We start from the raw sequence: 13580 nt of genomic DNA on the forward strand, positions 1-13580 counted from the left end.
CTACCTGTGTGTGAGGGGCGGATCTCCGCCGGCGGGTCAGGCGGCCGTGTAGGTCGGCTCGCTACGGAAACGCGAAGGGCGGCCGCTGATCCCGAGCACGCGCCACAGCAGGCGCGACACCGGGTTCATCAGCCCGCTCTGGTCGGCGAGCATACGGACGTCGCCGAAGACGTTGCGCAGGAAGCGCTTCGACTCCTCGGATCGCCAGAAGATGTCCTTCATGACCTCGCGCGGGACGTCGAATTCCTTGGCGAAGGAACGCGGCGGAACCACGATCGCGCTGCACAGGGTGCGCATGGTCAGCGGCAGCATGAGCGACAGCAGGAAACGCTGGAAGCGGTTGCGCTGTGGGACCTGTTCGCGGATGAAGTGGTGGGCGAACGAGATGTGCCGTGCTTCCTCGGCGACGTGCAGCTGCATCACCGCGGCCATCGTCGGGTGCAGGCGGGCGCGGGTCCGCAGGAAGTCCTTCTGGATGTGGTCGATCGGCTCTTCGCCGCCGAGTACGCCGAAGAAGAACACGATCGGGAAGACCGTCGAGACCAGTGGGACGAACGGCGAGATCAGTCGGTACCCGACCTTCGCGCCGGGAACGTCCATGCCCACGCGGTTCACGAACTCCTGGAACATCAGGGTGTGGTTGCACTCCTCCTTGGATTCGTGCGTGGTGTACCGGAATTCGCGTGCGCCGTTGGGGAGCTTGAAGCTGTACTGCATCAGGCCGCGGATGAGCACGGACTCGAACTGCAGGCCGACCTTGGCGACGTTGGCCTGACGCCACATGCCGATCTCGATCTGCTTGCTCTCCGGGAGTTGCTGGTACCAGGGATGTCGCCCGATCGGGTCGACCTCGTAGGAGAGTATCCAGCGCGGATCGTTCTCCGTGATCGCCATGTGCGGCGCGTCCCAGTCGATGTCCACGTAGGGATCGAAATTCCGGTGGACCGAGGCCGAGGACAGGTCGTCGAGCACCTGTCCGTAGTCCTGCTCGCTGCCCGTTTTGTCGTGTTCGGGAACGTAGCGTGCCGGGCCGTCGCCGGCGGTGTGAACGGAGTTCGGATTCGTCAATGCTTTGGTCATCGTCGCGTCCTTCGAGGTGGGCCGGGCCGCGTGAGGGCGGCCACAGCGGATGATCCGAACGTATTTCGACGCTCCGCTATTTGTCAACACTCAATGTCACGTTCCGTGGTCGGGGCGGGTTCGCGGGGCGCGCCGGACCATGTCCGGTTCACCCGCTGACCAGCCGAGACGGCCGTAATTCGATCGGTTGGTTTCACACCGTTCCGGACCGCTTCGCGCGCTAGAGTTACCGCACGATCCCGTGCCACCCGACCTCATCGGAGGAACCAGCGATGTCCCGTCGTGTCCCGTACGCGCCGAGCAAACCGGGTCCCGGTGCGCGCGCATCCGTCCGGGGACGCCGGTGAGCCGACCCCCGCAGGGACCGACGCGATTCCCCGCCCCGGGTCAGTTCCCGCCGGGCCCCCGCGTACCCGATCCGCCCCGGATGCCGGGAACGGTCCCGCCCCGGCGCGCCGCGCGGCCCGTCCCCGGCGGCCTCGGTGATCTCACCCCGGAACTCGTCGACACCGACGTCTGGACCGAGGCGATGGTGGAGGCGGCGGGCATCCCGATCGTCGACGTCCCGTTCGTCACCGTCGGCTCGGGGATCGGTTCCTTCGTGACCGTCGACTATCTGCGGATCTGTGGTGTCCCGCTCGAGCAGATCGCGGTCCTCGGTCCGCAGGACGTGCCGTGGCACAGCTACGAGTACCTGACCCGGGTGTCGCAGATCCCGCGCGGCGAACGGCTCCGGTCGGACTCGGCGTCGACACCGGACAACATCTGGGGGTTTCCGTCCTATGCGGTCCGTGAGGCGTGGGCCGACAGGAAGTTCAAACCGCTCTGGAACGTCCTGGTGGAACCCATCTTCGCGAACTACTACACCCCGAAGGCGGGGCAGGCGTTCGAGTCGATGGAGAAGGAGTGCCACCGCATCGGCTACCTGAACTGCCTGCGCCGCGGGCAGGTGCGCATGATCCGACGCCGCGCGGGCGGCGGTTACTTCACGATCCTCACACCGCCACAGGGGAGTTCGCCGACCAAACGGGTGGCGTTCCGCAGTCGCTGGGTGCACGTGGCCATCGGGTATCCGGGGATCAAACTGCTGCCGGACCTGCAGGCTTTCCGCGAGACCTATCGCGATGCCAGCAAGGTCGTCAACGCCTACGAATCCCACGAACACGTCTACCAGTCGCTGCAGCGCAAGCCGGGCACCGTCCTGATCCGCGGCGCCGGGATCGTCGCATCCCGTGTGCTGCAACGCCTCATCGACGACCGCGACGCGCTCGGCCTGCAGACGCAGATCGTGCACCTGTTCCGCACGTACTACGACAAACCGCACGGCCCGCACATCTTCATGCGGCGCAAGGGCAAAGACGGCTGGGCCTACCAGGGATTCAACTACCCGAAATCGGTGTGGGGCGGTCAGCTCAAAGCGCGCATCCGCAAACTCGAGGGCCACGACCGTGCCGAGGCGTACAAACAGATGGGCGGTACCAACACCCCGGTCCGCGACGACTGGCAGGAACAGCTCGCGCGCGGCCGCCGCGAAGGGTGGTACCGCGCCGCGGTCGGCAAGGCCGAGCGCCTGGTACCCGGGCCGGGCGGCCAGGGGGTGGTGACGACGGTTCGCGTCGACCCGCACGCCCCCATCAGGCAGGAGCACCGGCCGGACGGCACCTTCGAGCTGTACGCCGACTACGTCATCGACTGCACCGGACTCGAGGCCGACGTGCGCGAACACCGCTTGCTGCGCGACCTTCTCGACCACACCGGGGCGGGGATCAACCCGGTCGGCCGGATGGACGTCGAACGCGACTTCGAGCTGAAGGGCACCCGCAACGGCGACGGGAAGCTGTACGCATCGGGCAGCGCGACGCTCGGCGGGTACTTCCCGGGTGTCGACACCTTCCTCGGTCTGCAGATCGCCGCTCTCGAGATCGTCGACGACCTCGCGCGGCAGGGTTTCTGCAAACGACTCACACCGTGGCGCTCGACCGCCCAGTGGTGGCGGTGGATGAACAACAAGGGAGTCGACTGATGCTGCCCACCCTGTGGGGGCGGATCCAGACCCGCGTGCTGGTGCTCGGCATCCTCGGTGGGGCGTGGACCATCGTCCTGGTGCCGTTCCTGTGGTTGATCTCGTCGGGTGACCCCACCGTCGTCGAGGTCTACCGCGTCGCGTTCACGGTGTTGTTCACCGTCATCGTGCTCGGCGTCGCCTGGGAGTTCGTCTACCACTTCCTGCAGCAGTTCCGCTGGGAGAAGGACTGGCCCACCCTGTTCGGTCTGCTCACCGCGATCAACGAGGGCGTCGTGGTGTGGCTCGTCGTGGACGGGACGGGTCTGCTGCCGGAGGAACTGCGGCCGTCGCCGTTCGTGTTCACGGTCCAGTTCCTCACCACCTGGCTGCTGGTGTGGGTCGCGGTCAACGGCCCGTTGCGAGCGGTCTTCCCGCACTGGCGATTCCGAGGAGGCCGGTTCCTGTGACCATTCCGGGTGACATCCCGAGCGTGACCCCGACGGTGACGCTGATCCCCGGCGCCGGGATCGTGATCCGCAAGCCGGCGTTCCTCTGCCTGATCTCCGACACGGTGCCCGCCGCGTTCATCACGGACCTGCTCGACATCGAATCCGCAGTGTCCGTACCGGATTCGGCACCCCGGCGCGGCCGCCATCTCGTCCGCGCACTGGCGCAGCTCGTGCTAACGGCCGATGAGCAGATCGACATCGCCTTCGCCGCGCCGGACAACGTGGGGATCGCGATCTTCATGTCGGGGAGGGTCTACGGCGAGACCGACGGCAAACGGATCGAACCGCCACCCGGCGACGCCTACGACAAGGCGATCCCGTGGCCCTTCGAGGGGCTCGGCCTGTACCTCGAGGGCTCCGTCCCGGCCGAGGTCGGGGAGGAACGGTTCGACCTCGTCGACGGTGTCGTGCCCGCCTCCGGGACGTTGCTGCACACGCCGCTCGGATTGCGCGGCACCGAATTCCACCCGCTGCCCGCGGCTACGCAGACCGCGGCGCCGGAACCCGGGCCCGAGCCCGAGCCCGAGCCGGAGCCCGAGCCGGCATCTGACTCGTTCGCCGACTTCCCGTCTCGGTCCGCGCCGCCCACCCCGCCTGCGCCGGCCCCGTCTGAACCGGCTGTTCCCGAACCCGACCCGATGGGTACGACCGAGCGGATGCGACCGGACGTCGCCGAACCCCTGCCGTTCACGTCGACCCCCCTCGGTGGGACGCCGGTAGAACAGCCGGAGCCGGGTGAGCCGCTCCCGACGGACCCGATGCCGGTCGCACCCGCTGCTCGACCGAACCCGCTCGCCGAACCCCTCGAACCGCGCGCCCCGCTGCCGAAGGAAGAACATCAGCGTCCCGCGACCGAGGTCGTGAAGATCGAGGCGTCGCGGGCGAAGGTGCACGGCATCCGATGCTCGCGCGGACATCTCAACCACCCGCAATCCTGGTTGTGCGGTGTCTGCGGCATCCGGATGGATCAGCTGACGACATTCCTGGTCGAGGGGGAGCGCCCGCCGCTGGGTTGGCTGTTGCTCGACAACGGTTTCACCTTCCTGCTCGACGAGGACCTGGTCATCGGTCGTGAACCCGGATCCTCCGGCGGAGGACGGGTAGGTTCCCCGAAACCGATTCGCGTGCAGGACGAGACGGGACAGCTCTCGCGTCGCCACGTCGAGATCCGCTTGGTCGAGTGGACCGTTCAGCTCGTCGACCTCGGCTCGGCGAACGGCACGTTCGTCGCCGACCCGAGCAGCGGTAACCGGGAGGTGCGCCTGCTCCCGCACCGTCCGCATGTCCTGGTCCCGGGGTCGCACGTACGAATCGGAGGACGCCACTTCATCTTCGAGTCGCATCATGCGCGCATCTGAGACAGCCGGGATCTGAGATGGACAAGCACACGGTCGCGTTCCTCCTCCTGGATGTCGCGGTCATCATCGCGGTCGCCCGCATCGGCGGGATGATCGCGCGCGCGGTGCGGCAGCCGGCCGTCGTCGGCGAGATCGCGGCCGGGATCGCCCTTGGGCCGAGTCTTCTGGGGCTCCTCCCGGGAAACCCCGACCAGTGGCTGTTCCCCGAAGAGGTGCGGCCACTCCTCGGCGGACTCGCCCAGATCGGGCTCGTGCTCTTCATGTTCATCGTCGGACTCGAACTCGACATGCGACTGACCCGCGGGCGTGAGCGTGCGGCGGCGAGCATCTCGGCGTGCTCGATCGTGCTGCCGTTCGGACTCGGTGCCGCACTGGGACTTCTGCTGTACCCGTCGCATGACACCGTCGGGGGAGTCGAGATCGAACGGCTCGGCATGGTCCTGTTCATGGGCGTCGCGATGTCGATCACCGCGTTTCCCGTGCTGGCCCGCATCCTCGCCGACCGCGGGATGATGCGGACCGTCCCCGGGGTGTTCAGCCTGGCCGCCGCCGCGGTCGACGACATCCTCGCCTGGACCCTGCTCGCGTTCATCATCGCGATCATCGAGGGCGGCAGTCCGCTGGAAGTGGCCAAGATCGTCGGGATGACCCTGGTGTACGCCGCGATCATGTTCGGGATCGTGCGCCCGCTGCTGGCCAAGCTGGTCGAGTGGCGCGACTCGGCGGGACGCCTGACCCCGGACATCCTGGCGGTCATCCTCATCGGCGTGTTCCTGTCCTCGGCGGCGACCGACGTCATCGGCATCCACCAGATCTTCGGTGCCTTCATGTTCGGCGCGGTGATGCCGAAGGTCGGTGCCGAGCAGCTGCATCGCGAGATCCTGGAACGGCTCGAACAGGTCAGCGTGCTGCTGTTGCTGCCGATGTTCTTCGTCGTCACCGGCCTGAGCGTCGATCTCGCCGGGATCGGACTGTCGGGGCTGTGGCAGCTGGGCCTGGTGCTCGTCGTCGCGATCGCCGGCAAGTTCCTCGGCGCCTATGCGGGCGCCCGGGTCTCGGCGATCCCCACACGGCAGAGCGCGGCCATCGCCGTTCTCATGAACACCCGCGGACTCACCGAGCTGGTGATCCTCTCGGCCGGACGCGATCTCGGTGTCCTCAGTGACGACCTCTTCGCGATGCTCGTGGTGATGGCGCTGGTGACGACGGTGCTGACCGAACCACTGCTGCGGCTCGTCTACCCGGACACGGTGGTGGCCAACGACATCGCCGCGGCCGAACGTCGGGCGCTGGCCGCGGCGACCGCCCCGCGGGTGCTGGTGGTGTTGCGCGACCCCGATGGCACGGTCGAGGACCTGCGCGCTCGACACCGTCGATTGTTCGACTGCACAACGGGTTACGACGTCGTGCTGGCCGGCCTGCTCACCACGACGGACAACCCGGCCAAACGCCTCGAGGTCGGCGTGCCGGTGGTGCCCGACTTCGCGGCCATGGCCTCGGCCGTGGAGAAGCTGAACCTGCTCGGTGCCTCGCTGAGCGGAGCCGGATCGGTGTCGGTCCTGTGCCGCTTCGGCTCCGACCCGGCCAGCGACCTCGACGCGATGACCCGCAACGCCAACGCCGACGTGATCGTCATCGACGCCGCCGACCGCGAACTCGGCGAGATGTTGCGCGCTGCGCCGGTGGCGATCGTCGACGAGAACGCCGCGGCCGGTGCGGCACCCAGCCGCAGCGTCATCACCTGCGTGGTCGCCGACAGCCGCAGCGGTCGGACCGCCGCCGTGGTGGGAGCCGGTCTGGCGTTGTTCGGGTCGAGGTCCCTCACGATCGTGTCCACCGGTTCACGGCGGCGCTGGCTCGCCGACCTGCGGCCCGTGATCGATCGCGGTGTCCGGGTCTCCCTGGTCGAGCCGAAGCGTCACCGCGGCGAGGACGCCGCCTTCACCGTTGCCGCCGCCGACGACCCCACCCACGGGCGTGGTCCGGACACGCCCGTGATCGTCGTCGACCACACCGAGACCAGCGAAGAAGCACTGGGGGACCGGATGACCACGCTGTACGCCGAGGCGACGGCATCGACCGATCCCACGCCGAACGCCGGTACCACTCACACCACGTCATCACCAGAGAGGCACTGACATGGCCACTGTCGAGATCCCGCAACAGCTTGCGGATTTCACCGTGCTCCAGAAGCTCGGAGTCGGCGGCAACGGAACCTTCTACCTCGCGGTGCCTCCTGCACGTCTCGGCCTGGCGGCCGATCGCGTGGTGGTCAAGGTCTTCAGCGGGGTGTGCAGCGACGACGCCTACCGTCGCGGCGTGCGCGAACTCCGGGCGTTCGCCGCGGTCGCCTCGCCCTATCTGGCCGGTCTGTACGACGCGGTCCTCCAGGGCCAGTTCATGTATGCGATGGAGTACTTCCCGATGGGCTCGCTCGGAACGCCGGCGCGTCCCCTCAGCCGGGACGAACGCCTGGCCGCGGTCGCCGACGCGGCGCGCGGCGTCGACGCCCTGCACGAGGCCGGGATCGCCCACGCCAACATCACCCCGTCGAGCATCATGGTGACCGAGACCGGCGGGAAGATCTCCGATCTCGGTCTCGCCCGGGTGCTCGCGGCCGAGGAGCCGATCACCAGTTTCGCCCAGCCGGGCGCCGTGCAGTACATGGACCCGGCACTTCTGGCCGGTGACGTGCCGTCCCGCGCGACCGACATCTGGTCTCTCGGTGCGTGTCTGCACCGTGCTCTCACCGACGAAGGGGTGTATGGCGAGGTGCCCGACGCCCAGCCGCTGCTGGCGATCCGAGCCGCCCTGTCGACCCCACCTGCGCTGTCGGAGAAGCTCGATCGTGACGAGCGCACACTGATCGCCAACTGTCTGGCGCTGGCCGGGAGCCGGCCGTCGACCGCGCTGCAGGTGGCCGAACGGATCGACGCCCTGCGGGGTCGTTGAGGATCGTTGCCGAACCGGGCGCCGGTCACCCGAGTGGTGCGGATCGCCACCAGGCGTCGAGGATCTGCCGGCCGGAATGGCCCGGCCACGTGGTGATCACCGTGTACGGCTCGCGCACCGGCTCGACGAAGTTGGTGACCACCCAGCCGTCGGCGAGGCTGTCGCGGCTCGACGACGCGGGACCGTCCCGCCACTGGATCTCGTCACCCGGATAACCCTTGAGCGGTGCGGTGACGCTGTTCCGTGCGCCGGGGGTGGCCGTGTGCCAGACGACGTAGGTGACCTGCTCGGCGTCGGAGCAGGAGATGGCGTCGAGGCCGTCGCGGAACGTGGCCTGGCAGGACGCATCCCGCCAGCCCTGCTGATCGGGGGAGTCGGGCAGCAGTCGCGGGAACGCGTCGGCGATCGGTCCGACCGACGCCGGCCACGGTGGTGGCGCGTTGCGCGCGCCGAGGACGATCACGGCGCCCACACAGACCGAGACCACGACGAGCGCCACCAGGATCGGTGTGAGATTCCGGTGTCGTCGCGCGGCGGCAGACCGGGTTGGCGGCCGGACAGGACGTGACTCGACATCCAGGCGACGATCCTCGGGGCGGCCGGCGACGAGCTCGGTCAGCCGGTCGGCATTGCCGGCGGGTTGGAAGACGCGCGGTGGCGAGTCGATCTTCTCGGTCGGTGGCTCCCCGTCGGTGTGGGTGAGGTGGAGGGCGAGGTCGGCGGCCCGGACGAACTCGGCGCAGGTTCGATAACGGTGGTCGGGCCGGGGATCGAGGGCCCGCGCCAGGACGGAATGGAAGGCGGGGGACACCGCGCCGGAGATCCGGTGCCGGGCAACCGATGTGGTCCCGGTCAGGAGTTCGACGAGCGTGCGGCCGAGGGCGGCCACGTCGGAGTCCGGGTGCGGGGTGGTCTCCCCGGGCGCGGGTGGTGTCAGGCCGAAGCCGCGGAGTGTGACCGCACCGGGGTCGGTGAGGTCGGATGCGGTGATCTCGGCGGCGGGGTCTCTGCGGGTCGTGATCAGGATGTCGGCGGTGGTGACTCCGCCGTGCACGAGCCTTCGACGGTGGGCGGCGTCGAGTGCCTCGCCGACCGCGGCGACGATCCGTACGGCCAGGTCGATGTCGACACCGTTCGCGTGGCGTCGGATCAGATCCGCGGCGTCGGTGGTGGGTATCGGCGCGGTGGCGACCCACAGCCGGCCGTCGGTGAGACCGTGCCCGGCGATCCGGGCGATCGCGGGATGCCTGATGCCCGAGACCAATTCATTGGAGTGGGCGAACCAGTTGCGGAACCGCGCATCCGTCGAACGTGCGCGGTCGATGACGGTGAGGACGACCGGGTCGGGTTCCGGTCGGCCCGCGGGAGGAGGAACCGGCGGCACCGGGATCGCGCGACAGGTCGTGCCGACCTCGTACTCACGGAGCACCCGCTCGATGCGATGCCCGGCGACCACCGATCCGGGAACGACCGAGCCGTGGGCGGGTGACGCGCCGCGGGTGAGGTCGAAGGACACGCTTGGCTCCCTGTGGTGTGAGAGCTCGAATTCTACCGGCCGCCGGAGGCGCTATTCGGTGTTCGACTCGAACAGCACGGGTGCCGAATTGAACAGCATCACGATGAAGAACACCAGCAGGAACCATGCCCCGCCCTGCCACATCTGCCAGCGTCCACCGGATTTCCAGACCCGGTAGGCACGAACCAGCATCGCGATCGCACCGATCATCACCACCACGGGTGAGGCGATGACGAGCACGTTCTGCACCGACTCCGACGCGGCGAGTCCGATGAGGAGGAGGCCCAGTCCCAACACGACGGTGATGGCGACGTGGATCACGATTGCGCGAAAGTCGTTGGAGTTCTGCGGAGTCGGGGAGGTCATGGTGAACACCACGCTACACGGCCCCGACACGCCGGTCGGAAGGACTTAGTGCTCATTGATGCCGGCAGTTCTCCGGAGCAGGATGGAGGTCGAGGACTCGGCTTCCACGAGGGGGTCGTGACGAGACGAGATGAGCCCAGAGGAGATCACCGACATGAACGCGATACTCGTTGGCGTGGACGGTTCGGAGGCGGCCACCGGCGCGGTGCGATGGGCGGCCAAGGCTGCGGCGGCGGAAGGTCTCGATCTCAAGATCGTCGGCGCCTACGACGCGAGCACCAGCGACTACGCGCCCGGCCTGATCATCCCGCAGGATGTCGTCGACGCCATCCGGCAGGACGCATCGGACGCCGTGCATGCTGCGAACGACGTCGCCAAGACGGCAGCGCCGAACGTCAGTGTCACGACGTCGATCGTCGACGGGGACGCGGCGCGCGTACTCCTCGAGCTGGGCAAGGACGCCGCGATGATCGTGGTCGGCACCCGGCGGCTGGGCAGCGTGAAGGGCCTGTTCCTCGGCTCGGTGAGCATCAACGTCGCAGCCCACGCGCACGGCCGCGTGGCCGTCGTCGCCGCGGAGGGCTCCGACACCGGTCCGGTGGTGGTCGGCGTGGACGGCTCGCCGATCAGCGATGTGGCCGTGGCCGAGGCGTTCCGGCAGGCGTCGCTGCGCAACGCCCCGCTGGTCGCGGTCCACACCTGGACCCCGCTCGACGCCGACGCCCTGCACGGGTACGGGATCGGCCCCGAAGAGGTCGAGCGGATGACCCAGGACGCGGTCGAGGTGCTCGCCGAGCGACTGGCCGGGTACGCGCAGGACTACCCGGACGTCCGGGTGGAGCGACGCGTGTTGCCCGAGGAACCGGCGAAGGCGCTGCTCGACGCGGCCGGGACCGACGCCCAGCTCGTCGTCGTGGGCAGCCGCGGACGCGGCGGATTCCGCGGACTGATGCTCGGCTCGACCAGCCAGAAAGTCATGCACAACGCCGAATGTCCGGTCATGGTGGTGCGCAACTGACCGGGGCGGTGCCTACCATCGACGCATGACGCTGAAGAGACTCGAGCTCTCGGTCGGGGAGCTCGCGCAGCGGGCGGGTATCGCACCGTCGGCGGTCCGGTTCTACGAGGAGCAGGGGCTGATCTTCAGCCGGCGGACCGCCGGCAACCAGCGACGCTACCACCGGGCGATGCTGCGCCGGGTCGCGTTCATCCGGGCCTCGCAGGTCGCCGGCATCCCGCTGTCGGTGATCGGCGAGGTGCTCGCCGAACTCGGTGACCACGAATCCCCGTCGAAGTCGATGTGGGAGGCGGCGTCGAAACGCTGGATGGACGACATCAACCACCGCATCTCCCTGCTCGAGAGCATGCGCGACATGATCGGTTCCTGCGTCGGGTGTGGATGCCTGTCGCTCGGCGAATGTCACCTGCTCAACCCGGGAGACGAACTGAACAAACTCGGTCCCGGCCCCCGCCGCCTCATGACCGAGTGATCACCTCCCGCGATCTCGGCGGGCGAACCTGCGGCGGTAGGGTTGCGGCATGGCTCGACCGTCGCGCGTGGCGCTGGCTCTGGGAAGTGGCGGCGCTCGCGGGTACGCGCACATCGGCGTGATCGCCGAGCTCGAGGCACGTGGATTCGAGATCGTCACCGTCGCCGGATCATCGATGGGTGCGCTGGTCGGGGGACTGTACTGCGCGGGCAAGCTCGACGACTACGTCGACTGGACCTCGGGCCTGTCCCAGCTCGACGTCGTGCGGCTCCTCGACGTCTCCCTCACCAAACCCGGCGTCATCGGTGCCGAACGCATCCTCACCCGCGTGCGGGAGATCCTCGGCGACACCGTGATCGAGGATCTGCCGATCCCGTTCACGGCCATCGCCACCGACCTGTCCGCCGGTCGTGCGGTGTGGTTCCAGCGCGGCAACCTCGCCGACGCGCTCCGTGCCTCGATCGCGATCCCGGGCGTGATCAGCCCGCACGAACACAAGGGGCGACTGCTCGCCGACGGCGGCATCCTCGACCCGCTGCCCGTCGCGCCGACCTCGGGCGTCCCCAGCGACGTCACGATCGGCGTGATCCTCGGCTCCGACGGCGGGCCCGAGACGGGTGCCAGCCGGCAGCCCAAGGCGAAGGGCCTGCTCCGACGCAACGTCGCGCCCATCCTCGACAACGAGTTCGTGCGCTCGGTGCGTGACCGCTTCGGTTCGGAGACCGGCGACCTCGCGGATACCGAGGTCGCGACCGACGGCGCGGACGAGGTCGCGCCGGCTGCCGTCCCCGACGAGGAGGGCGCGGTCGTGGTCGATACCGCCGCGGTGTCCCCGGACACCGCCGACGAGCCTCAGCGGATGGGTCGCGTCGAGGTGCTCAGCCGGTCGCTCGACATCATGCAGGAGGCCCTGACCCGCTATCAGGTCGCCGGCTATCCGCCGGACGTCCTGATCCGCGTGCCGCGCCGTGCGGTGCGCACCCTCGACTTCCACAAGGCCACCGAGATGATCGATCTCGGACGCGAACTCACCGCGAAGGCTCTCGACGATCTGCCCGAGCTGCCATGAGGCAGATCCCTCGCGGCATCTGGGTGCTGCTGTCGGCCAACGTCGTCATCGCACTCGGTTACGGCTTCATCGCGCCCGCCCTGCCGAGTTTCGCTCGCGCGTTCAACGTCTCGTTCACCGCGGCCACCGCGGTGGTGTCCGCCTTCGCGATCATGCGCCTGCTGTTCGCCCCGACGGGCGGACGTCTCGTGACGATGTTCGGCGAACGACGCATCTACCTCACCGGGCTCCTCATCGTCGCGGCCAGCACCCTGGCTTGTGCCTTCGCACAGTCGTATTGGCAGCTCCTGGTCTTCCGCGGTCTGGGCGGCATCGGGTCGACGATGTTCAGCATCTCGGCGATGGCACTGTTGATCCGGATGTCGCCCAGCGACATTCGGGGTCGGGTGTCGGGCCTGTTCTCCGCGGGGTTCCTGATCGGCAGCATCACCGGACCGTTGATCGGTGCCGCCCTGGTGGGTTTCGGCCTGCGCGTGCCGTTCGTCGTGTACGCCGTCGCGCTGCTGGTTGCATCGGCGGTCGTGGCCACGCAGCTGCGCGAGGTGATCGCCCCCGATCAGGCCGAGGGCCCGACGGCCGGCCTCATCGGTTTCCGGACCGCCCTGCGCGACAGCGCCTATCGGGCCATCCTCGCGTCGAACTTCACGCAGGGCTGGGCATCGATGGGCGTGCGCGTCGCGGTCGTCCCGCTGTTCATCACCGAGGGGCTCGGTGCGGGGGCGGGGATGGCCGGGATCGTGCTGGCGGTCTACGCGGCCGGCAACGTCCTCGCGATCCTCGTCGCGGGTAGGCTCTCCGACCGGTTCGGTCGTCGGCCGATCATGCTGCCGGGGCTGACGATCACCGTCGTCGCCACCATCGCACTCGGGTTCTCGCCGAACGTGCCCGTCGCGCTGGCGCTGTCGGTGCTCGCCGGCGTCGGGTCCGGGCTGTTCGCCCCCACCCATCAGGCCGCGCTGGCCGATGTTCTGGGCAACCGCCAGCAGGGTGGGTCGGCACTCGCGGCGTTCGGCATGTCCTCCGACCTCGGCGCGGTGACCGGGCCGGTGATCGTCGGGTTCGTGGCCGACCGTGTCGGCTTCGGCCCCGCGTTCGTGCTGACCGGCGTGGTCGCGTCGATCGCTCTGGTCACGTGGCTGTTCGCCCGCGAGACCGCGCCGGCGATCGTCGGTCAGGGTCCGACGTTCACCCACGATGAGGCGGCCGATCGTGACGGAACGAATTACGGTTGAGCG

12 protein-coding genes are annotated in these 13580 nt (G+C 68.8%); 9 read left to right on the forward strand and 3 right to left on the reverse strand.

The window, feature by feature from the left end; genetic code table 11:
* Positions 1-36: 36 nt before the first annotated feature.
* Entirely contained in the window at positions 37-1080 is a 1044-nt protein-coding gene (locus GOALK_RS05640) for an AurF N-oxygenase family protein (RefSeq protein ID WP_006357836.1), read from the reverse strand.
* A 427-nt stretch (positions 1081-1507) separates the two neighbouring features.
* Between GOALK_RS05640 and GOALK_RS05645 the strand changes: the two genes are divergently transcribed.
* The 5 genes from GOALK_RS05645 to GOALK_RS05665 are packed head-to-tail and all read left to right on the forward strand — an operon-like array spanning position 1508 to position 7904.
* Entirely contained in the window at positions 1508-3103 is a 1596-nt protein-coding gene (locus GOALK_RS05645) for an FAD/NAD(P)-binding protein (protein ID WP_006357837.1), read from the forward strand.
* Positions 3103-3552, forward strand: a complete 450-nt coding sequence (locus tag GOALK_RS05650) for a hypothetical protein (RefSeq protein WP_006357838.1) — start codon at positions 3103-3105, stop codon at positions 3550-3552. Before GOALK_RS05645 ends, GOALK_RS05650 begins: the two co-directional genes overlap by 1 nt.
* Positions 3549-4952: an FHA domain-containing protein gene (locus tag GOALK_RS05655; protein ID WP_006357839.1), complete on the forward strand. Its 1404-nt coding sequence runs from the start codon at positions 3549-3551 to the stop codon at positions 4950-4952. Before GOALK_RS05650 ends, GOALK_RS05655 begins: the two co-directional genes overlap by 4 nt.
* A gap of 17 nt (positions 4953-4969) precedes the next feature.
* Entirely contained in the window at positions 4970-7090 is a 2121-nt protein-coding gene (locus GOALK_RS05660; protein WP_006357840.1) for a cation:proton antiporter, read from the forward strand.
* Position 7091: 1 nt separating this feature from the next.
* A complete protein-coding gene (locus tag GOALK_RS05665; protein WP_006357841.1) occupies positions 7092-7904 on the forward strand; it encodes a protein kinase domain-containing protein in 813 nt (270 codons plus the stop codon).
* A gap of 25 nt (positions 7905-7929) precedes the next feature.
* Here the strand turns inward: GOALK_RS05665 and GOALK_RS05670 are convergent, their stop codons facing one another.
* Together GOALK_RS05670 and GOALK_RS05675 are read right to left on the reverse strand one after the other, a co-directional pair.
* A complete protein-coding gene (locus tag GOALK_RS05670) occupies positions 7930-9420 on the reverse strand; it encodes a serine/threonine protein kinase (protein WP_006357842.1) in 1491 nt (496 codons plus the stop codon).
* A 51-nt stretch (positions 9421-9471) separates the two neighbouring features.
* Positions 9472-9786 carry a hypothetical protein gene (locus tag GOALK_RS05675; protein ID WP_006357843.1) on the reverse strand — a complete coding sequence of 105 codons (315 nt, stop codon included), beginning with the start codon at positions 9784-9786 and terminating at the stop codon, positions 9472-9474.
* 154 nt (positions 9787-9940) lie between these two features.
* Between GOALK_RS05675 and GOALK_RS05680 the strand changes: the two genes are divergently transcribed.
* The 4 genes from GOALK_RS05680 to GOALK_RS05695 are packed head-to-tail and all read left to right on the forward strand — an operon-like array spanning position 9941 to position 13577.
* Complete coding sequence (locus GOALK_RS05680; RefSeq protein ID WP_035750863.1) at positions 9941-10804, forward strand: universal stress protein; 864 nt, start codon at positions 9941-9943, stop codon at positions 10802-10804.
* Positions 10805-10829: 25 nt separating this feature from the next.
* Entirely contained in the window at positions 10830-11276 is a 447-nt protein-coding gene (soxR, locus tag GOALK_RS05685) for a redox-sensitive transcriptional activator SoxR (protein WP_006357845.1), read from the forward strand.
* Between the two features lie 49 nt (positions 11277-11325).
* The gene (locus GOALK_RS05690; RefSeq protein ID WP_035750331.1) at positions 11326-12345 is read left to right on the forward strand and encodes a patatin-like phospholipase family protein; all 1020 of its coding nucleotides are present in this window, start codon (positions 11326-11328) and stop codon (positions 12343-12345) included.
* On the forward strand, positions 12342-13577 hold the full coding sequence (locus GOALK_RS05695; protein ID WP_035750334.1) for an MFS transporter: 1236 nt from the start codon (positions 12342-12344) through the stop codon (positions 13575-13577). The genes GOALK_RS05690 and GOALK_RS05695 overlap by 4 nt, the downstream gene beginning before the upstream one ends.
* Positions 13578-13580: the final 3 nt, after the last annotated feature.

The sequence above is a fragment of the Gordonia alkanivorans NBRC 16433 genome (assembly GCF_000225505.1).
In the GTDB taxonomy this organism is placed as follows: domain Bacteria; phylum Actinomycetota; class Actinomycetes; order Mycobacteriales; family Mycobacteriaceae; genus Gordonia; species Gordonia alkanivorans.